Origin of the sequence: Haloplanus rubicundus, from assembly GCF_003342675.1 — an archaeon.
Lineage (GTDB): Archaea > Halobacteriota > Halobacteria > Halobacteriales > Haloferacaceae > Haloplanus > Haloplanus rubicundus.
In genome coordinates, this window is the sequence record NZ_CP031148.1 from 2,418,596 (window position 1) to 2,443,265 (window position 24,670).

Annotated in this window: 23 protein-coding genes; 15 read left to right on the forward strand and 8 right to left on the reverse strand. The window is 67.4% G+C overall.

From position 1 onward, the window contains the following. Positions 1–42 precede the first annotated feature (42 nt). Positions 43–801 (reverse strand): tRNA-dihydrouridine synthase, encoded by a 759-nt coding sequence (locus DU484_RS20465; RefSeq protein ID WP_114586483.1) that lies wholly within the window; start codon positions 799–801, stop codon positions 43–45. Then, the gene (cofD, locus tag DU484_RS13470; protein WP_114606198.1) at positions 801–1,829 is read right to left on the reverse strand and encodes a 2-phospho-L-lactate transferase; all 1,029 of its coding nucleotides are present in this window, start codon (positions 1,827–1,829) and stop codon (positions 801–803) included. The genes DU484_RS20465 and cofD overlap by 1 nt, the downstream gene beginning before the upstream one ends. 106 nt (positions 1,830–1,935) lie before the next feature. On the opposite strand from cofD, the gene DU484_RS13475 reads away from it, so the two are divergent. The 6 genes from DU484_RS13475 to DU484_RS13500 all read left to right on the forward strand — a co-directional run bounded on the left by DU484_RS13475 (position 1,936) and on the right by DU484_RS13500 (position 8,950). Continuing rightward, the gene (locus tag DU484_RS13475; protein WP_114586485.1) at positions 1,936–2,679 is read left to right on the forward strand and encodes a proteasome assembly chaperone family protein; all 744 of its coding nucleotides are present in this window, start codon (positions 1,936–1,938) and stop codon (positions 2,677–2,679) included. A gap of 45 nt (positions 2,680–2,724) precedes the next feature. Continuing rightward, positions 2,725–3,327: a nucleotide exchange factor GrpE gene (gene grpE / locus DU484_RS13480; protein ID WP_114586486.1), complete on the forward strand. Its 603-nt coding sequence runs from the start codon at positions 2,725–2,727 to the stop codon at positions 3,325–3,327. Positions 3,328–3,562: 235 nt separating this feature from the next. Beyond that, positions 3,563–5,470 carry a molecular chaperone DnaK gene (dnaK, locus tag DU484_RS13485; protein ID WP_114606199.1) on the forward strand — a complete coding sequence of 636 codons (1,908 nt, stop codon included), beginning with the start codon at positions 3,563–3,565 and terminating at the stop codon, positions 5,468–5,470. Positions 5,471–5,517: 47 nt separating this feature from the next. After that, positions 5,518–6,654: a molecular chaperone DnaJ gene (gene dnaJ / locus DU484_RS13490; protein ID WP_114606200.1), complete on the forward strand. Its 1,137-nt coding sequence runs from the start codon at positions 5,518–5,520 to the stop codon at positions 6,652–6,654. 85 nt (positions 6,655–6,739) lie between these two features. Continuing rightward, entirely contained in the window at positions 6,740–7,474 is a 735-nt protein-coding gene (locus tag DU484_RS13495; RefSeq protein WP_114606201.1) for a class I adenylate-forming enzyme family protein, read from the forward strand. A 75-nt stretch (positions 7,475–7,549) separates the two neighbouring features. Next, on the forward strand, positions 7,550–8,950 hold the full coding sequence (locus DU484_RS13500) for a short-chain fatty acid transporter (protein ID WP_222844851.1): 1,401 nt from the start codon (positions 7,550–7,552) through the stop codon (positions 8,948–8,950). A 165-nt stretch (positions 8,951–9,115) separates the two neighbouring features. Here DU484_RS13500 and DU484_RS13505 read toward each other — a convergent pair whose 3' ends face one another. After that, a complete protein-coding gene (locus tag DU484_RS13505) occupies positions 9,116–9,544 on the reverse strand; it encodes a CBS domain-containing protein (protein ID WP_114586490.1) in 429 nt (142 codons plus the stop codon). Positions 9,545–9,655: 111 nt separating this feature from the next. On the opposite strand from DU484_RS13505, the gene DU484_RS13510 reads away from it, so the two are divergent. Further along, positions 9,656–10,240, forward strand: coding sequence for a GNAT family N-acetyltransferase (locus tag DU484_RS13510; RefSeq protein ID WP_114606202.1), 585 nt, complete (start codon positions 9,656–9,658; stop codon positions 10,238–10,240). Here DU484_RS13510 and DU484_RS13515 read toward each other — a convergent pair. Both DU484_RS13515 and DU484_RS13520 read right to left on the reverse strand, forming a co-directional pair. After that, positions 10,237–10,452, reverse strand: a complete 216-nt coding sequence (locus DU484_RS13515) for a hypothetical protein (RefSeq protein ID WP_114586492.1) — start codon at positions 10,450–10,452, stop codon at positions 10,237–10,239. The two genes, DU484_RS13510 and DU484_RS13515, sit on opposite strands and share 4 nt — an antisense overlap. A gap of 125 nt (positions 10,453–10,577) precedes the next feature. Next, a complete protein-coding gene (locus DU484_RS13520) occupies positions 10,578–10,805 on the reverse strand; it encodes a hypothetical protein (protein ID WP_114606203.1) in 228 nt (75 codons plus the stop codon). A gap of 78 nt (positions 10,806–10,883) precedes the next feature. Between DU484_RS13520 and cdd the strand changes: the two genes are divergently transcribed. The 4 genes from cdd (at position 10,884) to DU484_RS13535 (ending at position 13,677) form a co-directional block, all read left to right on the forward strand. Further along, entirely contained in the window at positions 10,884–11,303 is a 420-nt protein-coding gene (gene cdd, locus DU484_RS13525; RefSeq protein WP_114606204.1) for a cytidine deaminase, read from the forward strand. A 116-nt stretch (positions 11,304–11,419) separates the two neighbouring features. Further along, on the forward strand, positions 11,420–11,554 hold the full coding sequence (locus DU484_RS20470; protein WP_262342794.1) for a hypothetical protein: 135 nt from the start codon (positions 11,420–11,422) through the stop codon (positions 11,552–11,554). Positions 11,555–11,591: 37 nt separating this feature from the next. Beyond that, on the forward strand, positions 11,592–12,398 hold the full coding sequence (locus tag DU484_RS13530; protein ID WP_114606205.1) for a nucleoside phosphorylase: 807 nt from the start codon (positions 11,592–11,594) through the stop codon (positions 12,396–12,398). A 100-nt stretch (positions 12,399–12,498) separates the two neighbouring features. Next, positions 12,499–13,677 carry an NAD(P)/FAD-dependent oxidoreductase gene (locus DU484_RS13535; RefSeq protein WP_114606206.1) on the forward strand — a complete coding sequence of 393 codons (1,179 nt, stop codon included), beginning with the start codon at positions 12,499–12,501 and terminating at the stop codon, positions 13,675–13,677. Between the two features lie 147 nt (positions 13,678–13,824). On the opposite strand, the gene DU484_RS13540 is transcribed toward DU484_RS13535, so the two are convergent. Then, positions 13,825–14,358, reverse strand: coding sequence for an Rrf2 family transcriptional regulator (locus tag DU484_RS13540; protein ID WP_114586497.1), 534 nt, complete (start codon positions 14,356–14,358; stop codon positions 13,825–13,827). A 121-nt stretch (positions 14,359–14,479) separates the two neighbouring features. Between DU484_RS13540 and DU484_RS13545 the strand changes: the two genes are divergently transcribed. Both DU484_RS13545 and rocF read left to right on the forward strand, forming a co-directional pair. Beyond that, entirely contained in the window at positions 14,480–15,394 is a 915-nt protein-coding gene (locus DU484_RS13545; protein WP_114587274.1) for an NAD-dependent epimerase/dehydratase family protein, read from the forward strand. Between the two features lie 192 nt (positions 15,395–15,586). After that, positions 15,587–16,477 (forward strand): arginase, encoded by an 891-nt coding sequence (rocF, locus tag DU484_RS13550; protein WP_114586498.1) that lies wholly within the window; start codon positions 15,587–15,589, stop codon positions 16,475–16,477. A 6-nt stretch (positions 16,478–16,483) separates the two neighbouring features. Here rocF and gyrA read toward each other — a convergent pair whose 3' ends face one another. Further along, positions 16,484–18,970: a DNA gyrase subunit A gene (gene gyrA, locus DU484_RS13555; protein WP_114606207.1), complete on the reverse strand. Its 2,487-nt coding sequence runs from the start codon at positions 18,968–18,970 to the stop codon at positions 16,484–16,486. Further along, on the reverse strand, positions 18,967–20,883 hold the full coding sequence (gyrB, locus tag DU484_RS13560) for a DNA topoisomerase (ATP-hydrolyzing) subunit B (protein ID WP_114586500.1): 1,917 nt from the start codon (positions 20,881–20,883) through the stop codon (positions 18,967–18,969). The genes gyrA and gyrB overlap by 4 nt, the downstream gene beginning before the upstream one ends. Positions 20,884–21,154: 271 nt before the next feature. On the opposite strand from gyrB, the gene DU484_RS13565 reads away from it, so the two are divergent. Together DU484_RS13565 and DU484_RS13570 are read left to right on the forward strand one after the other, a co-directional pair. Beyond that, entirely contained in the window at positions 21,155–23,557 is a 2,403-nt protein-coding gene (locus DU484_RS13565; protein WP_114606208.1) for a DNA topoisomerase VI subunit B, read from the forward strand. Then, positions 23,554–24,642, forward strand: a complete 1,089-nt coding sequence (locus DU484_RS13570) for a DNA topoisomerase IV subunit A (RefSeq protein ID WP_114586502.1) — start codon at positions 23,554–23,556, stop codon at positions 24,640–24,642. Before DU484_RS13565 ends, DU484_RS13570 begins: the two co-directional genes overlap by 4 nt. The last annotated feature ends 28 nt before the right edge of the window (positions 24,643–24,670 follow it).

A 24,670-nucleotide genomic window follows, 5' to 3' on the forward strand; every position in this document is an offset into this window, starting at 1 on the left:
GGCGCGGTGCGTCACCGCCCGAGGAGCGCGGCTCTTCCCCACTCATCCCGGTACCTCCCCGTCGCGGCCGGCGTCCCGCCCGCGACGCTCCCAGTCCGCCACCGCCCGGGCGACCCGTTCGAGGACCGCCGGGTCGTCGCTCGGGCGGCCGACGCTGACGCCGTCGGCGCCGTAGGCGAGGTACTCCCACGCAGTGGCCCGGTCGCGGACGCCGTTGTTGGCGAGGACGAAGGCGTCGCTCGCGGCTGCGACGTCGGCGATCAGGGGTTCGGAGTCCATCGCGTCGACGTGGATCACGTCGGCGCCCGCATCGGTCAGCGCGCGGGCCGTCGCCGGGAGGGCCACCCCGTCGACTTCGGCTCGCACCTTCACGCTCACCGTCGCGCCGGCGTCGACGGCCGCGGCGACGAAGGCGGCGAGGCGCTCGGTGTCGCGGAGCAACGTCTCGCCACAGCCGACGGCGCACAGTTCGTCCTGCCGGCAGTGGGCGTTGATCTCCAGAACGGCGTCGTGATCGGCACAGATCGACGCGGTCTCGCGGATCGGGGCGACAGTCGCGCTCCGGACGTTCATCCCGGCGCGGATCGGCGCGTCGTCGAGGGCGGCGAGCTGGGCGTCGACGAAGGCGAGCGGATCGTCGGGGAGGAACTCCTCGCGCCCGCGGGCGACGAGTTCGCGGGCGGCGCCCCGCGAGTCGGCGTCGAGTGCAATCCCCCCGAGGAGAGCGAGGTCGGCGTAGGGGGCACCGGCCCGCGCCCAGTCGGCGTCGGCGGCGCCGCTGAGGCTGGCGAGCGCGAGCATCAGGCCACCTCGAACGCGTCCGCGACGGCGCGGACGACTCGGCGAGCGTCGTCGGGGCCGTCGATCCGGGTGTCGGTGCGGACGATCGGGCGGTCGAGGTCGGTGCCGTCGTCGGCATCGAGGACGAACGCGTCGGCGAAGGGGTAGGCGTCGGCGACGCCGGCGGTCGAGGGGTCGAGGCCGACGCCGCGCATGAGGGCGGGGGCGGGGCCGGAGAAGGCTTCGTCCTCGACGAACGGCGAGACGGCGACGACGGGCGTCTCGGCGAGGGCGTCGTCGACGCCGGGGAGCGCGCGGATGGGGCCGACGCTCGTCACCGGGTTGGAGGGGCCGATGACGACCGGGGCGTCGAGGGCGTCGCGGACGGCCGGCGTCGACTCGGCTGTTCCCGAGCCGCGGAACTCCACGTCCTCGACGGTCGGGTCGGCACGGCGGGCGACCCAGTACTCCTGGAAGTGCATCGCGCCCTCCTCGGTGTGGACGATGGTGGCGACGGGGTCGTCGCTCATCGGGAGGAGTTCGGCGTCGAGGTCGAAGGCGTCGGCGAGGATGCGGGTCACCTCGGTGAGCGTTCGGCCCTCGTCGAGGAGGCTGGTGCGCGTGACGTGGACGGCCCGGTCGCGGTCGCCGATCTCCATGAACTCCGCGACGCCGGAGAAGCGGCGCCAGCGGGCGATGCGTCGGCCCGCAGTCTGGCGGTCCGGGGGGAGATATCGCGGGCCACCGACGGCGTCGCCGTTCCCCCGAGACGCCCCCGACGCCTCGCCGATCCCGGCGGCCTCTGCGAGGCGGGCGAGTTCGTCGTGGGTCGCAGTCGTGTCGCCGTCGATCCCCCACCACGTCTCGCGGTCGAGGACGCCGCCGCCGGCAAAGAGGACGGTGTCGAGGTCGGGACAGACGAGGTGGCCGCCGAGTTCCACGTCGTCGCCGGTGTTGGCGACGACCGTGACCGCGGTCGGGTCGAACGCGGCGTCGACCCCGTCGAGGAGCTTCGGCGTCCCCGTCCCGCCGGCGAGGAACGTAACCATGCTCCGCGTAGCGGACGGGTGGATTTGTGCCTTTGGGAGCGGCGTGAGTGTGAGATGGGCACACGAGTCGCGAGCGTTTACACGCGTGGCACACCAACCGTCGGCTATGAGCGGAATCGACGTCCTCCGAGCCGACGTAGCATTCGACGAACCGACGCTGGTCGAGGGGTTGCCGGGCGTCGGCCTGGTCGGGAAGCTCGCGGCCGACCACCTGGTCGAGACGTTCGACATGGTCCACTACGCCAACGTCCACTGCGAGGGGCTGCCGCCGGTGACGACGTACGCGACCGGCGACCGGGAGCTGGCGACGCCGGTGCGGCTGTACGCCGACGCGGCGCGGGACCTGCTGGTCCTCCAGAGCGACGTGCCCGTCTCGCCGGGGGCGGCACTGGAGTTCGCGGACTGTCTGGGCGGCTGGAGCGTCGACGCCGAGGTGACGGCGCTCTACCTCAGTGGAATCGGGCGCGAACGCGAGGAGGGGGCGACGCCGGCACTCTACGGCGTCGGGACGGGCGACGGGGGCGAGCGGCTCGGCGCCGTCGACATCGATCCGCCGACGGAGCCGGGACTGATCACGGGGCCGACCGGGGCGCTCCTGAATCACGCGCTCCACACCGACGCCACGGCCATGGGCCTCGTCGTCGAGGCGACGCCGCAGTTCCCGGACCCGGAGGCGGCGGCCCACCTCCTCGACGCCGGCATCGGACCGTTGCTCGACGCCGAGATTCCGGTCGCGGAACTCACCGAACACGCGGCTGAGATCCGGCAGGCGAAACGGCGCCTCGCGGAGCGGATGCAGGGGGCCGAGGAGACGAGTTCGCAGGCGCGGCCCCTCGGCATGTATCAGTGACCGCGTTCTGCAAGTCTTAAGCAACCCGAGGCGTTTCCTTCGACCATGCACGAGGATGCGGCCGAGGAGACGACGGACGTCCCCGAGGGAGCGGGCGCTGCCGGGGACGGGAGCGAGGCGGTCGACCTCGCGGATCGGGTCGCAGAGTACGACGCCGAACTCGGCGCGGCCGTCGGGAATCTGGAGGACCGGATCGCGGAACTCGAAGCCGAACTGGCCGACGCCGAGGAGCACGCCGACGACCTCGAATCCAAACTGAAGCGCAAGCAGGCCGACTTCCAGAACTACAAGAAGCGCGCGAAAAAGCGTCAGGAGGAGATCAAAGAGCGGGCGACCGAGGACTTCCTCACCCGCCTGGTGCCGGTCCGCGACGACCTGGTGCGCGCGCTCGATCAGGACGAGGGCGTCGACATCCGCGACGGCGTCGAGTCGACGCTCGCGTCGTTCGATCAGGTGCTCGAAGAGGAGGGCGTGACACCGATCCAGCCCGACGCCGGCGACGAGGTGGATCCCACCCGTCATCAGGTGATGATGCGCGTCGAGAGCGACCAACCCGAAGGGACGGTCGTCGACGTCTACCGCCCCGGCTACGAGATGGCTGGGTCGGTCATCCAGGAGGCGCAGGTGACGGTCAGCGACGGGAGCTGATAGGGATTATGGGAAGTCGTCGGGGATTCTCGCCGGATCGTCCCGGCGAGCATCTCTGGACAGTGACGATACCCCCTGTGACCGTCGCCGGAACGAATTGCAGTTCTATATAAACGTGACTGGTGTGAGTCGTTCACATGATTCCTAATCGCAAGACGGCGACCCACCGGATCGACCGGTCACCTCACCCCGTCTAGTAACCTTTAACCGACCAAAACCGGTAATCACGGACAAGATGGCGAGCAACAAAATTCTGGGTATCGACCTCGGCACCACGAACAGCGCGTTCGCGGTGATGGAGGGGGACGACCCCGAAATCATCGTCAACGGCGAGGGCGACCGAACCACGCCCTCGGTCGTCGCCTTCACCGACGACGACGAACGGCTCGTCGGCAAGCCGGCGAAGAATCAGGCCGTCCAGAACCCCGAGCGCACGATCCAGTCGATCAAGCGCCACGTGGGTGAGGAGGGCTACACCGTCGACGTCGACGACGACGAGTACACGCCGGAGCAGATTTCGGCGATGATCCTCCAGAAGATCAAGCGGGACGCGGAGGAGTATCTCGGCGACGACGTGGAGAAAGCCGTCATCACGGTACCGGCGTACTTCAACGACCGTCAGCGGCAGGCGACGAAAGACGCCGGCGAGATCGCCGGTTTCGAGGTCGAGCGCATCGTCAACGAGCCGACGGCCGCCTCGATGGCCTACGGCCTCGACGACGAGTCCGACCAGACGGTCCTCGTCTTCGACCTCGGGGGCGGCACGTTCGACGTGAGCGTCCTCGACCTGGGTGGCGGCGTCTACGAAGTCGTCGCCACGAACGGGGACAACGACCTCGGGGGCGACGACTGGGACCAGGCGATCATCGACCACCTCGCCGAGGAGTTCGAGAGCGACCACGGCGTCGACCTCCGCGAGGACCGACAGGCGCTCCAGCGGCTGAAAGACGCCGCCGAGGAAGCCAAGGTCGAACTCTCCTCGCGCAAGGAGACGGACATCAACCTGCCCTTCATCACGGCGACGGACAGCGGTCCGATCCACCTCGAAACCTCCCTGACGCGGGCGAAGTTCGAGTCGCTGACGAGCGACCTGCTGGAACGCACGGTCGAACCGACGGAGCAGGCGCTCGCCGACGCCGGCTACTCGAAAGGCGACATCGACGAGGTGATCCTCGTCGGCGGGTCGACCCGAATGCCGCAGGTCCAGGCGAAAGTCGAGGAACTGGTCGGTCAGGAGCCGAAAAAGAACGTCAACCCGGACGAGGCCGTCGCGCTGGGCGCGGCGATCCAGGGCGGTGTCCTCGGCGGCGAAGTCGACGACATCGTCCTGCTGGACGTGACGCCCCTCTCGCTGGGGATCGAGGTCAAGGGCGGCCTGTTCGAGCGCCTGATCGAGAAGAACACCACGATCCCGACCGAGGAGTCGAAGATCTTCACCACCGCGGCGGACAACCAGACCTCGGTGCAGGTCCGGGTGTTCCAGGGGGAGCGCGAAATCGCGGAGGAGAACGAACTGCTCGGCGAGTTCCAACTGACGGGCATCCCGCCCGCGCCCGCCGGCACGCCCCAGATCGAAGTCGGGTTCAACATCGACGAGAACGGCATCGTCAACGTCGAAGCCGAGGACAAGGGGTCGGGCAACGCCGAGTCCATCACCATCGAGGGTGGCGCCGGCCTCTCCGACGAGGAGATCGAGCGGATGCAGGAGGAAGCCGAGGAGCACGCCGAGGAAGACGAGCAGCGCCGTGAACGGATCGAGGCGCGCAACGAGGCCGAGAGCGCGATCCAGCGGGCCGAAACGCTCCTCGAGGAGAACGAGGAGAACGTCGACGACGACCTGCAGGCGTCCATCGAGGACGCCATCGGCGACGTCGAGGAGACGCTCGAAGACGACGACGCGACGACGGAGGACCTGCAGGAGGTCACCGAGGCGCTCTCCGACGAACTCCAGGAGATCGGCAAGCAGATGTACCAGCAGCAGGCCCAGGCCGGCGCGGGCGGCGCGGGTGCCGACCCCGGCGGCATGGGTGGCATGGGCGGTATGGGTGGCGCCGGTCCGGGCGGTGCGGGCGCCGGCGCCGCCGACGGCGACGAGTACGTCGACGCCGACTTCGAGGAGAAAGACGACGAGGACGACGCCTAACCGCCGAGCCGCGTTTTTCAAATACGTAGCTTCAGTACATCACACAAATGACGGAGGACTTCTACGACGTGCTCGGGGTGTCTCGGGACGCCGACGAGGACGAGATCAAACAGGCGTACCGAAAGAAGGCATCGGAGTACCATCCGGACGTGAGCGACGACTCCGACGCCGAGGAGAAGTTCAAGAAGGCCAAGAAGGCGAAGGAGATCCTTACGGACGAGGAGAAGCGGCAGGCGTACGACCGGATGGGCCACGAGCGCTTCGAGCAGGCCGAGAAGCGCGGCGGGTTCGACGGCGGTGCCGGCGGCGCGGGGGGCAACCCCTTCGGCGGCGGCGGTGCCGGCGGCTTCGGCGACATCTTCGAGCAGTTCTTCGGCGGCGGCGGCCGCGGCGGCAACCGCCCCCGACAGGGGCAGGACCTCCGCACGTCGCTCTCGCTGGACCTGGAGGAGGCGTTCGAGGGCGTCGAACGCGAGTTCACCGTCACCCGTCCGTCGCGGTGTTCGGACTGTGACGGCGCGGGCCACCCCCCGGACGCCGACGAGCGGACGTGTCCCAACTGCGACGGCCAGGGGCAGGTGACTCAGGTCCAACAGACGCCGTTCGGGCGGATGCAACAGACGGGGACCTGCCGCCGGTGTGACGGCGAGGGAACCCTCTACAGCGAGACGTGTTCGACCTGTGGCGGCGAGGGGCAGGTGCGCGAGGAGTCGACGCTGACCGTCGACATCCCGGCCGGCATCCGCGACGGGCAGACCCTCCGGATGGAGGGCGAGGGGGCGCCGGGACCGAACCGCGGGCCGAACGGCGACCTGCTGATCGAGGTGTCGGTCGCGGACCACCCCGATTTCGACCGCGACGGCGACGACCTGCACTACCAGCATCCCATCTCTTTCCCGCAGGCGACGTTCGGCGACACGGTGGAGGTGCCGACCCTCGACGGCACCGTCGAGATGGACGTGCCCGCGGGCACCCAGAGCGGCGAAACTTTCCGCCTGCAGGGCAAGGGGATGCCACGCCTCCGCCGTCGCGGGCGGGGTGACCTCTTCGTGCAGGTGCAGGTCGTGACGCCGGACAGCCTGAACAAAGAGCAACGGGAAGCACTGGAGCGCTTCGCGGAGGCCGGCGGCGAGGAAGTCGACGTGAACGAGGGCTTCTTCGAGCGGATCAAGAGCAGTTTCTGATACTGCCGGCTGTGAGTCAATCGAGATATCCGTCACCGCGGGGTGATAGATACCTTGAAACAGTTACAGCCGGCAGTATGAACAGATGCACGTCCTCGGCGACGTCGTCGCGCGCGACCGACGGAGCGACGAGGTGGCGCTTCGCGTCGACGCGACGGGCCGGGAGTTCAGTTACCGGGACTTCTGCACCACCGCGTGGAAGGCGGGGCACGCGCTCAGCCACTGCGGCGTCCACGCGGGGGCACGGGTGGCGCTCGACCCCGATCCGGCGCCACAACCGCTCCTGACGCTGTTCGGGGCCGCGTGTCTCGGCGCGCGCGTGACGTTCGACACGGCGGCGGAGTCACGGGCCGTCCTCGTCCCCGCCGCCCGCGAGGGCGAGGTGGCGAGGCGGCCCGAGCGAAAAGTCGTCGTCTACGGCGACGCGCCCGACGATCCGGGGGTCGTCCACTGGGAGCGGACGGTCTGGAGCGAGAACCCCGTCCGGCCACCGGGCGAGCGTGACGCCGAGGAAGTTGTCTTGGACGGCACGGAGCCACGCTCCGCGGGCAGTCGGCCAAGGGCCGACGACGTCGACGCGGCGACGTACACGCACCGCGAGGTGTTGGCGGCGGCGACGAGTGTCGCCGACGCGACGGGTATCGACTCCGGAACGTCGGTCGCGCTCCGGGCGCCCCTGACCGATCCGCGGGCGGTCGTCGCGGGCGTCGTGGCGCCGCTCGCGAGGGGTGGGACGGTCGTGCTCCCGGACGGGGCGACGGACGCGGACGTGGTGGTCGGTGCGGACGGCGACGTTCGCCTCGACGACGTACCACTGTGAAGATACGTCACATCGACGATCCGTACGCCGACTACGGACAGATTTATCAACGACCCTCATGATCCATGGGGACGTATGACAGCCAGACAGCGCGTGCAGTCGTTCGGACGGTCGATGGCGGACTGGTCTGAAAAATGGGTTCCGAGCCCGTTCCTCTTCGCGGTGATCCTGACGCTCATCGCGTACGTCGCGGCGATTGTGCTCACTCCCGATGGGCCGTATCAGAACATCGTGAACTGGTACGACGGCTTCTGGACGCTGTTGACCTTCGCGATGCAGATGGTGCTCATCCTGGTGACGGGCTACGCCGTCGCGGACTCCGACTTCGTGAGCGGCTATCTGAACAAGCTCGCGTCGGTTCCGAACGACAACACACAGGCGGCGGCGCTCGTGGCTGCCATCTCGTTGATCTTCGGCTATCTCCACTGGGGCATCGGCCTCATCGTCGGTGCCATCTTCGCCATCTTCGTGGCACGGGCGGGCCACGAGCGGGGCAAGACGTTCCACTACCCCATCCTGTGTGCCGCGGGCTATACGAGCCAGACCATCTGGCACGTCGGCCCGTCGACGAGCGCGGGGCTACTCTCCGCGACGGACGGCCACCCCTTCCAGGACATCATCGGCATCGTCCCGCTGAACGAGAGCGTCTTCACCATCTACGCGTTCGGCATCGCCGTCCTCGTGTTCGTGACGGTGATTCCGGTGCTGGCCTTCCTCTCCCCCGACGAGGAGGACGCGACGGGCATCGACGAGTACGCCCCGAGCCTGCTGAAGGACGATCCGGAGGAGGCTATCTCGGACGGCGGGACGCCGACGGCGGGAGGCGTCGAGATGAGCCGGTCGCCGGCCGACCGCCTCAACGACAGCCGGGCCGTCGCCTACATCATCGCCATCGGGATGTTGGTCTACGTCGTGCAGTACTTCATCAACGCCGGCGGCATCGGGGAGGCTCTCGACCTGAACGTCTTCAACTTCACGTTCATCGCACTCGGCCTCATCCTGCACAAGACGCCGGCGGCGTACATGGAGACGATCCGTGACGCCACCGAGGGTGCGGCGGGCATCATCCTGCAGTTCCCCTTCTACGCGGGCATTCTGGGGATCATCAGCAACTCAGGCCTCTCGGACCTGATCGCGGAGGGGCTGCTCGCGGTGGCGACGCCGCAGACGTTCCCGGTCGTCGCGTGGCTCCTCGGCGGCGTCATGAACCTGTTCGTCCCGAGCGGCGGCGGCGAGTGGGGCATCATCGGCGGCGTCGTCGGCAGCGCGGCGGTCGAACTCGGCGTCCCGCCGGGGAAGGCCATCGTCGCCTACGGTGTCGGCGACATGTGGACGAACATGTTCCAGCCGTTCTGGGCGATTCCGCTCCTCGGGCTGACCAAGGTTCGTGCCCGCGACATCCTCGGCTACACGATGATCGTCATGCTGGTGCTGTTCCCGGTGTTCGCCATCGGGCTGTACTTCCTGCCGTACTGAAGCGATCACGGGAACGGTGCGGTCACCGTTCTTGCACCTTTTACGGCACGGCGAGCGCCCGGATCGACTCGTCGCGGCGGTGTCATACGGATTATTATAAGTCATCACCGGTGGGTCGGCGAGACGATCCGGCGATCCACCGGTGAATAGTTACAATACTCCGTATCACGCCTCCGGTTCGAACTCCCGGGACTGCGATTCGATGACCGTCGCCACGTCCTTCAGCATCTCCCCGAGGGTCGCGACCACGTCGTCGAGCGTCGCGATGCCGACGAGTCGGCCGTCGTCGTCGACGACCGGGATACGACGCACGCGACCCTCGGCCATCGTGGCGGGGAGGTCGACGGCGGTGGCGTCGCGGTGGATCGTCACCGGATCGGGCGTCATCACGTCCGCCGCGGTGAGCGTCGAGAGGTCGTCGTATCGCGCCACCGCGAGCGCGACGTCGCGGTCGGTGACGATGCCGACCGGACGGTCGTCCTCGGCGATCACGAGGTCACCGATCTCCTCGTCGAGCATTCGCTTGGCGAGTTCCGTAAGTGACGTGTCTCGTCGGGCGGTTACCACGTCGACGGCGAGGGTCTCGACTGGCATACGCTCAAAATTCACTTCCATTGACAATAATGCCGCGGTGCTTACCAGCGAGTGAGAATCGAGTGGCGGCCCCGGCAAATCCTTTTTATTCCGCGTCGACTACCTCGGGGCATGTACGTCCGGGACGCCAAGAACCGAGACGAGGTCTGGTTGCTCGATCACATCGAGGAGATGGCCCTGGACGACGCCGGCTTTCGATCTCGGGACTACGTCATCGCGGTCGACGAGGAGACGGACGAGCGGGCGGGGTTCGGCCGCGTTCGTATCCACAAGACCGACGACGGCGAGCTCTGTGAACTCACGGGGCTGGGCGTCCTCCCCGCGTGGCAGGGGCAGGGCGTCGGCGCGCACGTCGTCGAGCGGCTGATCGAGACGGCGAAGGCAGAGGGGTTCGAGACGGTGTACTCGCTGACCGACGAGCCGGCGTATCTGACGCAGTTCGGCTTCGAACCGCTCGAATCGAACGCGTTGCCGGAGAAGCTGCGCGAGCGACTGGCGACCAAACGGGAGACGATACAGCCCGACGCCGTCGCGACGAGCATCGGCGTCGACGACTTCGTCATGCCGGATCGGTTGCGGGAGGCGTTCAAGAACGCAGCGCCACACGACCCGGACGAGGACTCGACGGCCGAGGCGGCCGAGGACTTCGGCATCGACCCCGACAGCGCCACCTACAAGTACGACACCGGGCGCTAGGTCCGCTCGTCGAGGAAGTCGGTGCTGAACGCGAGCCACGCGAGTACCGTACAGAAGAGAATCGGCGGCAGGATGGCGAACGCCCAGAGCGGTTCGATCCCCCAGAAGAGGAGGAGGAGCACGTCGGCGAGGCCGAGCAACAGAAACGGCGTGACGGCCAGAAGCGCCCGTCGCCGGTTCGGTCCTGCGTCCTCGCTCCGGGAAAGCGACATACTGGGGATCGGTGCTCCGGAAGCAAAAGCGCCCCGGGTCGCTGGCGGCGGCTGGGCAGTCGTAGGGCGACGATCCGTCCGGAGGACGCCCTCGCCACGGCGCGAGTCCGGCCGACGCGTCAGCGCTAGCGGCCGAGCAGGCGATAGCAAAGCGCCGCGCCGCCGAGCATCAGGAGACCGATCAGTCGGACGCGGCGAGTCGCCGCCGAGCGCGGGACGAATTCGACGGCGAGGAGGCGGTCGTATCCCCACTCGGCCGCCGTGAGCAGTCGATTCGGCACGAGCAGGTGGACGATACCGGCCAGCACGCCGAGCGCCGAGAGTCGTCGGACAAGCGTTCGATACGTTGGCATCGGTCGACGTTGGGACCGGAGCGACGTATACGCCCGGCACGGGCGAGCGTATATGCCCGCCCCGACCGTAGGGCCGGCGTGACCGACGAACTCATCGAGGCGGCCCGTTCGGCCCTCGACGCGGCGTACGTTCCCTACTCCGACTACACCGTCGGAGCCGCGCTTCGAACCGCCGACGACACCGTCTTCACGGGCTGTAACATCGAGAACGCCAACTACAGCAACAGCCTCCACGCGGAGGAAGTCGCTATCGCGGAGGCGGTGAAAAACGGCCACCGCGAGTTCGACCGTCTCGCCGTCTCCTCGGGTGTCCGTGACGGCGTCACTCCCTGTGGGATGTGCCGGCAGACGCTTGCGGAGTTCTGTGACGACGACCTCCCGGTCGTCTGTGACGACGGCGACGAATCGACGACGACGTACACGCTCGGCGAACTCCTCCCCGCAACCATCGGCCCGGAGACATTAGAATCGGCCAAACATAGTAAGAAGACAGAATAAGCAAAACGTATGCACAAATATGAAATTCTGAGATTTAGTAACATGCACAATAATGCTATATAGCGTGAAGAGTTCGGGAAAGATTTTTATAATAAGGCTGTCATCGTACTAACGAGATGGCAGAACTCATGACCCCGACGACCGACCCGACGGAGCTCTCGACCTGTCCGTCCTGCGAGAGCGACGTGACCAACGTCCACGGTATCCACACCTGCTCTACCTGTAGCTGGGTCACGCCCGACTACCGGTAACGCGACGATACTTTACGCTCCTCGCCGTAGGTCGCGCATGGCCAGCGACGCGACCGACCGACAGTACCACCTCGACGTCGCCCCCGGCGACGTCGCCGACACCGTCCTCCTCCCCGGCGACCCGGAGCGTGTCGCCATCGTCACGGACCGCTGGGACGACGCCGAGACGGTGGCCGAACACCGCGAGTACCGGACGGCGACGGGCACCTACGAGGGCGCGCCGCTGTCGGTCACCTCGACGGGTATCGGCAGTCCGTCGGCGGCCATCGCCGTTGAGGAACTCGCGCGCGTCGGCGCGGAGACGTTCCTCCGCGTCGGCTCCTGTGGCGCGCTCCAGCCCGAGATGGACGTTGGTGACCTCGTCATCACCACCGGCGCGGTGAGAGGAGAGGGGACGAGCGAGGAGTACGTCCGCGAGGACTACCCCGCCGTCGCCGACCACGCGGTCGTCTCGGCGCTCGTCGCCGCCGCCGAACGCCTCGGCTACGACTACCACTGCGGCGTGACGATGAGTACCGACAGCTTCTACGCCGGCCAGGCTCGCGAGGGGTTCGAGGGGTTCGAGGCCGCCGGTAGCGACACGTTGCTCGACGACCTCCGGGCGGCGAACGTCAAGAACGTCGAGATGGAGGCGAGTTCGATCCTCACGCTCGCGAACCTGTACGGCCTCCGCGCCGGCGCGGTGTGTACCGTCTTCGCCAACCGCTCGACCGGCGAGTTCCGCACCGAAGGCGAGGGCCGGGCCGCCGAAGTCGGAAGCCTCGCGGCGGCGCTGCTCCACGAGATGGACGAGCGCCGAACGGAGGCGGGCGCCGACGCGTGGCACGCCGACCTCTCGCTGTAGACATCGACGGTCGTCGACAGCAAGTTCGACAAACGGCCGATTCAGGCCGTCTCACGGGCGTTTCAACACCCCTATAACGGACGACGGTCGAGTGGCGCGTATGACTGCTCAGGTCGTCGTTCTCGGGTCCGGGTACGCGGGTGCGGGCGCCGTCAAACGGTTCGAAGACGTAAACGACGGCACCGCCGAACTGACCTGGATCTCCGAGCACGACTATCATCTCGTTCTCCACGAGTCTCACCGTGTCATTCGGGACACGAGCGTCGCGCCGAAGATCACGATTCCGGTCGACGAGATCAAATCCCCCGAGACGACGTTCCGGCAGGGCCGCGTCACGGGCGTCGACGTCGAGGATCGACGCGTCGAACTCGAATCCGGCGACGCCGTCGACTACGATTACCTCCTCGTCGCGCTCGGAAGCAGCACCGCCTTCTACGGGATCGAGGGGCTGGCGGAGTACGCCCACACCCTCAAAGGGCTAGACGACGCCCGCGAGATGCACGAAGACGTGGCCGCGGCGGCCGCCGACGCCACCCGATCCGATCCGGCACAGGTCGTCGTCGGCGGCGCCGGCCTCTCCGGCATCCAGTCCGCCGGCGAAGTCGCCGCCTACCGCGACGAACACCGCGCCCCGATCGACGTGACGCTCGTCGAGGGGTTAGACGAGGTGTTCCCCGGCAACGACCCCGAACTCCAGGGGGCGCTCCGCAAGCATCTGGTGGAGGCCGGCGTCGACATCATGTGCGGCGAATTCGTCTCCATGGTCGACGAGGACACCATCTACGTCGGCGGCGGCGAGGACGAGGAGCCGACCGAACTCGACTACGACGTGTTCCTCTGGACCGGCGGCATCACGGGACAGCCGGAACTCGGGGACGCGAACATTGACAAGGACGACCGGAGCAACCGGGTGTACGCCGATCAGGACTTCCGGACGAGCGACGAACGCGTCTTCGCCATCGGCGACACCGCCCTGATCGAGCAGGGTCCGGAAGAGTTCGCCCCGCCCACCGCCCAGGCCGCGTGGCAGGCCGCCGAAGTCGCCGGCGAGAACCTCTTCCGGGCCGCCAAGGGGCAGTCGCTCCGGACGTGGACCTACGACGACAAGGGGACGCTCGTCTCCGTCGGCGACGAGGCGGTCGCCCACGGGGTCGACGTACTGCCGATCAACACGTTCGGCGGCGTCGGCGCCGAGATGCTCAAGAAGTTCGTCGCCGCGCGCTGGATCGCCGACGTCTCCTCCATCGGCCGGGCCATCGACGCCTGGTCGGACATGTGACAGGCGGCTAAAGAGCGCGGCGATTCCTCGCTGATGACGGTCGACGGACAGGAAGATCCGCGGAGCGACGCGTCGACGAGAAGAGACGAACGTGTGGGACGTCGATGAGGCGAGCGGTGACGCGACCCGGCCTCGCGGGGGCGTCCCTCAGTGCGCCGGCTCCTCCGCCGGCGCCCGCATGTCGTCGATGCGGAGGATGAGGATGTTGTCGGTGTCGTCCTTGCCGTCGACGGTGCCGTCGATGACGAGTTTCGACAGCGGCGTCGGGCCGACGCGCACGCTGTCGCCCTCGTGGAACTCGCGGACCGACCCCTGAACGTGAATCTCCGCCCGGCACAGGTCGGGGTGGTGGACCGAGGAGAGATCGATTTCGCCGACGTTCGCCGTGTCGACGGGTTCGCCGTTGTGGAGGAGGGGGACGGCCGCGGGTTCGTCCATCTGATCCACGTCGAGGGCCTCGTAGGCGTTCGCCGTCGGCTTGTAACCGCCCTTCGGTCCCGGTACGCCCTCGACGAGCTGGAGGGCTTTCAGGCTCTGCATCTGGTTGCGGATCGTCCCCGGATTCCGGTCGACTTCCGCCGCGATGTCCTCACCTTTCACCGCATCCTCGGTCTCGCGGTGGAGGTTGATGAGGGCCGTGAGGATCGTCTTCTGACTCGACGTTAGTTCGATTGATGACATACTTCACGATTGGTCGCTCGCGTTATTAAATTCGATGGATGTTGCGATCGGTTTCGAATTTCGGTTCGACCGTCGGTACGAAAGCGATACCGCTTTCCATTCGTCTGACGTGACGCCAATCATGGAAGGGAAGCGCGCCCTCGTGACGGGCGGTGCGGGGTTCATCGGCTCGAATCTGGCGAATCGACTGGCCGCCGACAACGAGGTCATCGCCCTCGACGACTGCCACCTCGGAACGCCCGAGAACCTCACGGACGACGTGCAGTTCGTCGACGGGAGCGTCCTCGACGACGACCTGCCGACCGACGTGGACGCCCTCTTTCACCTCGCGGCCTACTCCTCGTACACGATGGTCGAGGAGCACAAGCGGGAGGCCACGCGCGTCAACGTCGAGGGATTCGTCAACACGGTCGAACAGGCCCGAGAGGACGGCTGTGACACCGTCGTCTACGCCTCCACCTCCTCGATTTACGGCTCCCGGACCGACCCCTCACCCGAGGACATGCCCATCGAGGCCCGCACCTGCTACGAGGCGTCGAAACTCGCCCGCGAACGCTACGCCGAATACTTCGGCAACCACTACGACGTGACGCTCGCCGGCCTCCGATTCTTCTCGGTCTATCAGGGGTACGGTGGCGCCGAGGAGCACAAGGGGGAGTACGCGAACACCGTCGCACAGTTCGCCGACGCCATCGCGAGCGGCGAGGCGCCGGTCCTGTTCGGCGACGGCACCCAGACGCGGGATTTCACCCACGTCGACGACGTGGTTCGGGCCATCGAACTCGCTGCCGACCACGAGCTGGAGGGCATCTACAACGTCGGCACCGGCGAGAGCTACGACTTCAACACGATGGTCGAGATGATCAACGACGAACTCGGCACCGATGTCGACCCCGAGTACGTCGAGAACCCCCTCGACGTGTACGTCCACGACACGATGGCCGACGCGACGAAACTCCGCGAGGCGACGGGGTGGGAACCGGACGTGGGGTTCGAGGAGGGCGTCGCGCGGGTGTGTGAACCGTATTTGGAGTGAGGCTTCGAGCGCGAGGCCCGACGAGTCGAGGAGGGCGTCGCGCGGGTGTGCGAACCGTATTTGGAGTAGCCCTGCGAGCGCGAGGCCCGACGAGTCGAGGAGGGCGTCGCGCGGGTGTGTGAACCGTATTTGGAGTGAGTCGTCGCGCACCGCCGGGACTGCCTCTTTACGCGCTCCGCGCGAACGACCCGTATGAACGACACCGTCCGCATCGTCGGCGCCCCCACCGACTACGGCACGAACCGACGCGGCGTCGACATGGGACCCTCGGCGATTCGCTACGCCGACCTCGCCGCCGCGCTGTCCGCCATCGGCCACACGCCACGGGATCACGGCGACCTACGGGTCGGGCGCGTCGAGAGCGACGACCCCGGCCGCGACGACGCGAAGTACCTCGCGGCCATCGAATCCGTCTGCACCCGCCTCGCCGACGACGTGAGCGACGCCCTCGCGGCGGGGGAGACGCCGCTCGTCCTCGGCGGCGACCACTCCGTCGCCATCGGGAGCGTCGTCGGATCGGCCCGCGACGCCGACGTCGGGGTGCTCTGGTTCGACGCCCACGGCGACCTGAACACGCCGGTGACGACGCCGAGCGGCAACGTCCACGGGATGGCGCTGGCGGCGATTCTCGGCCTCGGCGAGTTCGCCGAGACGCCGTGGGCGAACGCCGCCGGCGTCGACCCCGAAACCGTCGCGCTCGTGGGCGTTCGTGACCTCGACCCCGGCGAGCGCGAGGCGATCCGTGAGCACGGCATCGCCGCGTTCTCCATCTCCGACATCGACGACCGTGGCATCACGGCCGTCGTCGCCGAGGCCCTCGACGCCGCCTGCGGTCGCGACGGCGTCCACGTCAGCCTCGATTTGGACTGGCTGGACCCCACCGAGGCCCCCGGCGTCGGGACCCCCGTCCGCGGCGGCGTCACCTACCGCGAGGCGCACGCGGCGCTCGAACGGGTCGCCGACGCGGCGGCGGTGCGGTCGCTCGAACTCGTGGAGGTGAATCCGATTCTCGACGATCACAACCGGACCGCGGAGTTGGCGGTCGAACTCGCCGCGAGCGCGCTGGGAAAACGGATCCTGTAGGGCCGATCAGGCGTCTGCGTCCTCGGCCTCGTCTTCGCCGTCCGCACCCCGACCGGCCGGAATCACGGCCACCGACGCCACCGAGTCGCCGGCATCGAGGTCCATCACGATGACGCCCATCGTGTTGCGCCCGACCGTCGAGATGCCCTCGACGGGGGTGCGCACGATCTGTCCGTCCTCGCTCATCGCGACGAGGTGATCGCCGGGCGAGACGGCGTCGATGGCGCAGGCGGCGCCGTTGCGCTCGTTGGTCTTGATGTCGATCAGCCCCTTGCCGTACCGGGACTGCTGGCGGTAGGCGTCGATTGCCGTCCGCTTGCCGTAGCCGTTGTCGGTGACGGTGAGCACCCAGCTGTGCTCGTCCGGATCGACCGCGGCGAGACCGACGACGTAGTCGTCGCCTTCCAGCTTGATGCCGCCGACGCCGCGGGCGTCACGCCCCATCGGCCGCACCTCGCTCTCGTCGAAGCGGATGCTCATGCCGCCCGCGCTGGCGACGATCAGGTCGTGGTCGCCGTCGGTCAACTCCACGTCGACGAGTTCGTCGCTCTCCTCCAGCCGGATGGCGCGGATACCCGTCGAGAGGATGTTGCCGAACTCCTCGACGGCCGTTCGCTTGACCCGGCCGTTCCGGGTCGCCATCGTCAGATAGCGTCCGGCGCCCTCCTCCAGGTTCTCGCAGTCGACGACGGCCTCTATCTCCTCGCCGTCGTCGAGGTCCAGCAGGTTGACCGCCGACTTCCCCCGCGCCGTCCGGCTCATCTCCGGCACCTGGTAGGTCTTCAGCTTGTAGACCTGCCCGTGGTTGGTGAAACAGAGCAGGTAGTCGTGGGTGTTCGCGAGGAAGACGGAGGAGACGCGATCACCCTCCTTCAGGTCGGCGCCGATGATCCCCTTCCCGCCACGGTTCTGGGCACGGAAGGTCGACAGCGACATCCGCTTGATGTAGTCGTCCTCGCTGACGACGACGAGGGTGTCCTCCTGGGGGATGAGGTCCTCGTCGGTCACCTCGCCGGTGTCCTCGATGACCCGGGTGCGGCGCTCGTCGGCGTACTCCTCCTCGATTTCGCGGAGTTCGTCCTCGATGACGCCGAGGAGCTCCGACTCCTCTTCCAGAATCTCCGTCAGGCGCTCGATCTCCGCCTGCACCGACGCGTACTCGTCGTCGATTTCGGCGGCCTCCATCGACGTGAGGCTGCCGAGCTGCATCGCGACGATGTGGTCGACCTGATCGTCGGAGAAGCCGAACGCGGCCTGGAGCGCCTTCTTCGCCGCGTCGCGGTCCTCGGCGTCCTGGATGAGTTCGACCACCTCGTCGGCGTTCTCCAGTGCCGTGAGGCGCCCTTCGAGGATGTGTGCGCGGTCCTCGGCCGCTTCGAGGTCGTACTCGCTCCGTCGGCGCACGACTTCGCGGCGGTGATCGAGGTAGACCTTCAGGGTCTCCTTGAGGTCGAGCACGCGCGGTTGGCCGTCGACCAGCGCGAGGTTGATGACGCCGAAGGTCGTCTCCAGGTGGGATTCGAGCAACTGATTCTCGACCACCTCGGGGTTCGCGCCCCGCTTGAGTTCGATGACGATGCGGATGCCGTCGCGATCGGACTCGTCGCGCAGGTCGCGCACCCCGTCGAGTTTGCCCTCGTTCACGTCGTCGGCGATGCGCTCGATGAGTCGCGCCTTGTTCGCCTGGTAGGGGAGTTCGGTGACGACGATGCGATCCTCACGCACCTCCATCTCGGCGCGGACCCGCAGGCGCCCGCGACCCGTCTTGTACGCCTTGTAGATGGCGTTGCGGCCGACGATGTTCGCGCCGGTCGGGAAGTCGGGGGCGACGACGTGGTCCATCAGGTCCTCGACGGTGCAGTCGGGGTTCTCGATGAGGTGGATCGTCGCGTCGATGACCTCGCCGAGGTTGTGCGGCGGGACGTTCGTCGACATCCCGACCGCGATGCCCGAGGAGCCGTTGACCAGGAGGTTGGGGAAGGCCGCGGGCAACACCTCGGGTTCCTCCTTGCGCCCGTCGTAGTTGGGCGAGAAGTCGACGGTGTCTTTCTCGATGTCGGCCAGCAGCTCCTCGGCGATGGGCGACATGCGTGACTCGGTGTAGCGCATGGCGGCCGGCGGGTCGCCGTCGATGGAGCCGAAGTTGCCCTGCCCGTCCACGAGCGGCGCGCGCATAGAGAAGTCCTGGGCCATCCGCGCCAGCGCGTCGTAGATGGCGGAGTCGCCGTGTGGGTGGAAGTCACCCATCGTCTCGCCGACCACGGAGGAGGACTTCCGGTGGGAGGCGCGGGCCGTGACGCCCGCCTCGTGCATGGCATAGAGGATGCGGCGGTGGACGGGCTTGAGGCCGTCGCGGGCGTCCGGCAGGGCACGCCCCGCGATGACCGACATCGCGTAGTCGATGTACGACTGCTCCATCTCCTGTTCGATGCGCGCCGTCTCGACTTCCGCGGCGAACGTGTCGTCGCCGCCTTCGGGGACGTCCGAGCTCATATGTCCACCCACTCCGCGTCACCGGCGTGTTCCTTGATGAACTGTTTCCGCGGCCCCACCGCGTCACCCATCAGGATGGAGAACATCTTGTCCGCGGCCGCGGCGTCCTCGACCGTAATCCGCTTCAGAATCCGGTTTTCGGGGTTCATCGTCGTCTCCCAGAGCTGATCGGGGTTCATCTCGCCTAACCCCTTGAACCGCTGGACCTGATCCGGGTTGCCGTTACATCGTTCCTCGACGATCCGGTCCCGTTCTTCCTCGCTCATGGCGTCGTACGTCTCGCCACGGTACCGGACCCGGTAGAGCGGCGGCTTGGCCGCGTAGACGTAGCCGCGTTCGAGGAGCGGCTTCATGTGCCGATAGAGGAGGGTGAGCAGGAGCGTGCGGATGTGGGCGCCGTCCACGTCGGCGTCGGTCATGAGGATGATCCGGTGGTAACGGGCGTCCTCGATGTCGAACTCCTCGCCGATGCCGGTGCCGATGGCGGTGATGAGCGCGCGAATCTCGTCGTTCTCCAGAATCCGGTCGAGCCGGTGTTTCTCGACGTTCAGGATCTTCCCCTTCAGCGGGAGGATGGCCTGGAACTCGCGGTCCCGGCCCTGCTTTGCGCTTCCGCCGGCGCTGTCACCTTCCACCACGAACAGTTCGGACTTGCTGGGATCTTTCGACTGGCAGTCCGCGAGCTTCCCGGGGAGGGCGGTGGACTCCAGTGCACTCTTGCGGCGGGTGAGCTCCTCCGCCTTCTTGGCGGCCTGGCGAGCCTTCGCCGCCTCGGCGGCCTTGCCGACGATGGACTGGGCCGTGTCCGGGTGCTCCTCGAAGTAGGTGCCGAGCTGCTGGTGGACGGCGCTCTCGACGATGCCCCGGACCTCGCTGTTGCCGAGTTTCGTCTTGGTCTGTCCCTCGAACTGCGGGTCGGGGTGTTTGATCGAGATGACGGCCGTCAGCCCCTCGCGCACGTCCTCGCCTTTGAGCGTGCCGTCGAGGTCACCGAGGAGGCCATTGTCGGTCGCGTAGTCGTTGACGACGCGCGTGAGCGCCGTCTTAAAGCCCGTGAGGTGGGTGCCGCCCTCGCGCGTGTTGATGTTGTTGGCGAAGGCGTGGATCGATCCCTGTAACTCGTCGGTGGCCTGCATCGCTACCTCGACGGCGATGTCCTGCTCCTCGTCTTCGAAGTAGATCACGTCGCCGTGGAGGGCGGTCTTGGTCTCGTTGAGGTACTCGACGAACTCCCGGATGCCGCCCTCGTAGCGGAAGGAGACGGACTCACCGTCGCGTTCGTCCGCGAGGCCGATTTCGACGCCCGAGTTGAGGAAGGCGAGTTCGCGCAGCCGCGTCGACAGCGTGTCGAACGAGAAGTCCGTCTGTTCGAAGATGTCGCCGTCGGGCCAGAAGCGGACGGTCGTCCCGGTGTCCTCGCCGGGATCGAGGTCACGAACCCGCTCGAAGGCGTCGGGGTCGGGTTCGCCGCGTTCGAACTCGTGGCGCCAGACGGCGCCGTCGCGTTTGATCTCCACTACCAGCCGTTCGGAGAGGGCGTTGACGACGCTGACGCCGACACCGTGCAGGCCGCCGGAGACCTGGTAGGACTTGTTGTCGAACTTCCCGCCGGCGTGGAGGACGGTCATGATGACCTCCACCGCCGGCCGGTCGTACTGCTCGTGCGTGTCGACGGGGATGCCGCGGCCGTTGTCCGTGACGCTCACCGAGCCGTCGTCGTGGACGGTTACCTCGATGGCGTCGCAGTAGCCCGCGAGCGCCTCGTCGATGGCGTTGTCGACGACCTCGTAGACGAGATGATGGAGACCACGAGTGTCCGTCGAACCGATGTACATCGCCGGACGCTTCCGGACCGCCTGAAGCCCCTCCAGTACCTGTATCTGCCCGGCTCCGTACTCTTGTTCGTCAGCCATAGAACCTACTCGCCGTAGATGGCCACACCTCTTAAACGCTCGCACGCGTGCGCGCGCTGCGAGATACTATTCCTGTAGCGTGAAATTCGGCTTCGACTTTCCCAAGTTGAGTTCGCAGTTCGTCGGACCCCTCCGACGACGATTGCGGTAACCGCCGCCGTACACGGCGGCGCCCCCCTCGGACGCGCTCGCGCGCGGCTCCGGCTCACTCGTTTCACTTTCACCACGCTGCCGGTGGCCTTTTAAACGTCGTGGCGGTAGAGGGCCACAGATGACATCGTTCCAGTCGACGCTCGGCGAGGAGGGGGGCATCGCCGAGGAGCTGGCCGAGAACCAGCGGGCCATCTCCATCGCCGAGTTCTTCGAGAAGAACAAACACATGCTCGGCTTCGACTCCGGGGCCAGAGGGTTGGTTACCGCCGTCAAGGAGGCGGTGGACAACGCCCTCGACGCCACGGAGGAAGCCGGTATCGCCCCCGACATCTACGTCGAAATCGCCGAGGCGGGCGACTACTACAAACTGATCGTCGAGGACAACGGGCCGGGGATCACGAAAGAGCAGATTCCGCGCGTGTTCGGGAAACTGCTGTACGGCTCCCGATTTCACAGGCGAGAGCAAAACCGCGGTCAGCAGGGGATCGGCATCTCCGCGGCCGTCCTCTACTCCCAGCTCACCTCCGGCAAACCCGCCAAGATCACCAGCCGCACGCAGGGCAGCGCCGACGCCGAGTACTTCGAGTTGATCGTCGACACCGACGACAACGAGCCGGAGATCAGGGAGGAGAAGACGACCTCGTGGGACCGCCCCCACGGCACCCGGATCGAGCTGGAGATGGAGGCGAACATGAGGGCGCGCAACCAGCTCCACGACTACATCAAGCACACGGCGGTCGTCAACCCGCACGCCCGCGTCGAGCTCCGGGAACCGGGACTGGACGAGCCGCTGAAGTTCGAGCGCGGCACCGACCAGTTGCCCGACGAGACGGAGGAGATTCGTCCCCACCCCCACGGCGTCGAACTCGGGACGCTCCTGAAGATGCTGGAGGCGACGGAGTCCTATTCGGTGTCGGGCTTCCTCCAGGGCGAGTTCACGCGCGTCGGCGGGAAGACGGCGACGAAGGTGTGTGACCGTTTCCGCGACGAACACTTCGGGCGCGAGATGGCGTGGGCGACACCCTCGCCCACCGACGAGGCGGACGTGGAGGACGCCGTCCTCGACGCCGTCGCCAACAAGAGCGCCGAGGCGACGGCGTGGTTCGCCGAGCGGGTGGCGGAGACGGCCGGCGACCGGGAGCACCTCGCCCACCACGAACTCGGCGAAATCGTCGGCAACCTCGCGGACGCGGCCGAAGCGGAGTTCGACGAGACGTTCGGCACCACGGTCCGTGAGAACGCCGTCGAGGCGGTGTGGGGCGAACTCACGCGCCCCGAACTGCTGACCGCGTCGCTGTACCAACGGATCGACGACGCGACCAGCACCCGGAAGGACGACGCGGCGGTGCAGGGGCTGGCCGAACGCCTCGCGGACAAGTTCGCGGCGGCCGACGATTCGCGCCACCGGGCGACCCGGGACGAACTCGTGACGTACGTCGACCGCTCCGCGGATCGGGTCGAGGAGGCCGCGGACGCGACGTTCGGCGAGACGGCCCGCGGGAACGTCGTCGAGGCGGTCTGGACGCACATGCGGACGGTGCCCGACGACCTTCCGCGGGTGCGGGCGATTGCGGACGACCGCGACACCGCCTCCGAGTTACTGGAGGCGATGCGCGGGACGGATATCCTCGCGCCGCCGACGGACTGTCTCTCGCCGATCACCGCCGACCTGGTCGAGGCCGGTCTCCGCAAGGAGTTCGACGCGGACTTCTACGCGGCGGCGACCCGTGACGCCGATGTCCACGGCGGCGACCCCTTCATCGTCGAGGCCGGCATCGCCTACGGCGGCGACCTGGAGAGCGAGGGGTCGGTCGACGTGATGCGCTTTGCCAACCGCGTCCCCCTCGTCTACCAGCGCGGGGCGTGTGCCATCACCGACGTGGTGAAAGGCATCGGCTGGCGCAACTACGGCCTGGATCAGCCGGGCGGCAGCGGCCTCCCCTCCGGGCCCGCGGTGATCATGGTCCACATCGCCTCGACGAACGTCCCCTTCACCAGCGAGTCGAAGGACGCGGTGGCGAACGTCCCCGAAATCGAGGACGAAGTCGAACTCGCCATCCGCGAAGCCGCGAGGGAATTGAAATCGTACCTCAACCGCCGGCGGTCGCTGGAGAAACGCCGGAAGAAACAGGACGTGCTCGGGCGGATTCTGCCGGAGATGGCCGATAAGCTCGCCGCGGTGACCGGTCGGGAGCGCCCGAACATCGACGGCGCGCTCGGCCGCATCATGAACAACGTGATCGTCGAGCGCACCGTCGAGGACGGGACGGTGACGCTCGCGGTGCAGAACCACTCGGATCGCACGGAAGCGCCCGAGGTGACCGATATCGTCACCGCGGAGCCGACGGCGGTGAGCGACGGCGCGTCGGTCGTCGACGTAGAGGGCGAGTGGTTCGTGCAGTGGTCCCCGTCGGTGTCGGCGGGCGAGACGGCGACACTCACCTACGAAGTGGGTGAGGAGGTGACCTTCGACGTCGACGTCGAGGGCGTCGAGAGCGAGAAACTCACGGTGAACGCATGAGCACACAGGACGAACGCGCACGACAGCAGTTGATCGACCTCGCGGCGGAGTTCTACGACCAGTTCGCCCGCGGCGAAGTGCCGGAGATGACCCTCCCGACCCGGACGAAAAGCAACATCGAGTACGACGAGGAGAGCGGCGTGTGGGTGTACGGCGACCGCACCTCGACCCGCTCGGCCAACTCCGTGCGCGGCGCTCGGAAGCTCCTCAAGGCGACCTACACCATCGACTTCCTCGCCCGGCAGCTGGAGGAAGGGCGATCGTCGACGCTGCGTGAACTCTACTACCTCTCGGAGTCGTGGGACGCCGAGGAGGCGGCCTTCTCGGATCAGGACGAGTCCAACCAACTGATCGAGGACCTCGAAATCGTCTCGGAGGTGACCCGGGAGGACTTCCACATGCGTCCGGAGGAGTCGGGGGCGACGCTGATGGGGCCGCTGGAGTTGCGAGAGCAGACCCGCCGCGGCGAACGCGAGATTCACTGTCAGGAGGACGTCGGCGAGGGCGGCTACCAGATTCCGAACAACCCCGACACCATCGACTTCCTGGATCACGACGTCGACTTCATCCTCTGTGTGGAGACGGGTGGGATGCGTGACCGCCTCGTCGAGAACGGCTTCGACACCGACTACAACGCCCTCGTCGTCCACCTCAAAGGCCAGCCGGCGCGCGCGACCCGGCGGATCACCAAGCGCCTCCACGACGAACTCGGCCTCCCCGTCGTGGTCTTCACGGACGGCGACCCGTGGTCGTACCGCATCTACGGCTCCGTCGCGTACGGCTCGATCAAGAGCGCCCACCTCTCGGAGTATCTCGCGACGCCGGAAGCCGAGTTCGTCGGCATCCAACCCGAGGACATCGTGGAGTACGACCTCCCGACCGATCCGCTCGCGGACTCGGACGTGAACGCCTTGGAGTCCGAACTGGAGGACCCACGCTTCATGACCGACTACTGGGAGGAACAGATCGAACTCCAACTCGACATCGGCAAGAAGGCCGAACAGCAGGCGCTCGCCTCCCGTGGCCTGGACTTCGTCACCGACGAGTACCTCCCGACCCGACTGGACGAGATGGGCGTCCTGTAGCGACGGCGAGAATTATATCCTCGGCGAA

Bases quoted from the DNA above. Each gene is read 5' to 3' on its own strand.
- DU484_RS20465 (WP_114586483.1), bottom strand. From the start codon at position 801: ATGCTCGCGCTCGCCAGCCTCAGCGGCGCCGCCGACGCCGACTGGGCG.
- cofD (WP_114606198.1), bottom strand. From the start codon at position 1,829: ATGGTTACGTTCCTCGCCGGCGGGACGGGGACGCCGAAGCTCCTCGAC.
- DU484_RS13475 (WP_114586485.1), top strand. From the start codon at position 1,936: ATGAGCGGAATCGACGTCCTCCGAGCCGACGTAGCATTCGACGAACCG.
- grpE (WP_114586486.1), top strand. From the start codon at position 2,725: ATGCACGAGGATGCGGCCGAGGAGACGACGGACGTCCCCGAGGGAGCG.
- dnaK (WP_114606199.1), top strand. From the start codon at position 3,563: ATGGCGAGCAACAAAATTCTGGGTATCGACCTCGGCACCACGAACAGC.
- dnaJ (WP_114606200.1), top strand. From the start codon at position 5,518: ATGACGGAGGACTTCTACGACGTGCTCGGGGTGTCTCGGGACGCCGAC.
- DU484_RS13495 (WP_114606201.1), top strand. From the start codon at position 6,740: ATGCACGTCCTCGGCGACGTCGTCGCGCGCGACCGACGGAGCGACGAG.
- DU484_RS13500 (WP_222844851.1), top strand. From the start codon at position 7,550: ATGACAGCCAGACAGCGCGTGCAGTCGTTCGGACGGTCGATGGCGGAC.
- DU484_RS13505 (WP_114586490.1), bottom strand. From the start codon at position 9,544: ATGCCAGTCGAGACCCTCGCCGTCGACGTGGTAACCGCCCGACGAGAC.
- DU484_RS13510 (WP_114606202.1), top strand. From the start codon at position 9,656: ATGTACGTCCGGGACGCCAAGAACCGAGACGAGGTCTGGTTGCTCGAT.
- DU484_RS13515 (WP_114586492.1), bottom strand. From the start codon at position 10,452: ATGTCGCTTTCCCGGAGCGAGGACGCAGGACCGAACCGGCGACGGGCG.
- DU484_RS13520 (WP_114606203.1), bottom strand. From the start codon at position 10,805: ATGCCAACGTATCGAACGCTTGTCCGACGACTCTCGGCGCTCGGCGTG.
- DU484_RS20470 (WP_262342794.1), top strand. From the start codon at position 11,420: ATGGCAGAACTCATGACCCCGACGACCGACCCGACGGAGCTCTCGACC.
- DU484_RS13530 (WP_114606205.1), top strand. From the start codon at position 11,592: ATGGCCAGCGACGCGACCGACCGACAGTACCACCTCGACGTCGCCCCC.
- DU484_RS13535 (WP_114606206.1), top strand. From the start codon at position 12,499: ATGACTGCTCAGGTCGTCGTTCTCGGGTCCGGGTACGCGGGTGCGGGC.
- DU484_RS13540 (WP_114586497.1), bottom strand. From the start codon at position 14,358: ATGTCATCAATCGAACTAACGTCGAGTCAGAAGACGATCCTCACGGCC.
- DU484_RS13545 (WP_114587274.1), top strand. From the start codon at position 14,480: ATGGAAGGGAAGCGCGCCCTCGTGACGGGCGGTGCGGGGTTCATCGGC.
- rocF (WP_114586498.1), top strand. From the start codon at position 15,587: ATGAACGACACCGTCCGCATCGTCGGCGCCCCCACCGACTACGGCACG.
- gyrA (WP_114606207.1), bottom strand. From the start codon at position 18,970: ATGAGCTCGGACGTCCCCGAAGGCGGCGACGACACGTTCGCCGCGGAA.
- gyrB (WP_114586500.1), bottom strand. From the start codon at position 20,883: ATGGCTGACGAACAAGAGTACGGAGCCGGGCAGATACAGGTACTGGAG.
- DU484_RS13565 (WP_114606208.1), top strand. From the start codon at position 21,155: ATGACATCGTTCCAGTCGACGCTCGGCGAGGAGGGGGGCATCGCCGAG.
- DU484_RS13570 (WP_114586502.1), top strand. From the start codon at position 23,554: ATGAGCACACAGGACGAACGCGCACGACAGCAGTTGATCGACCTCGCG.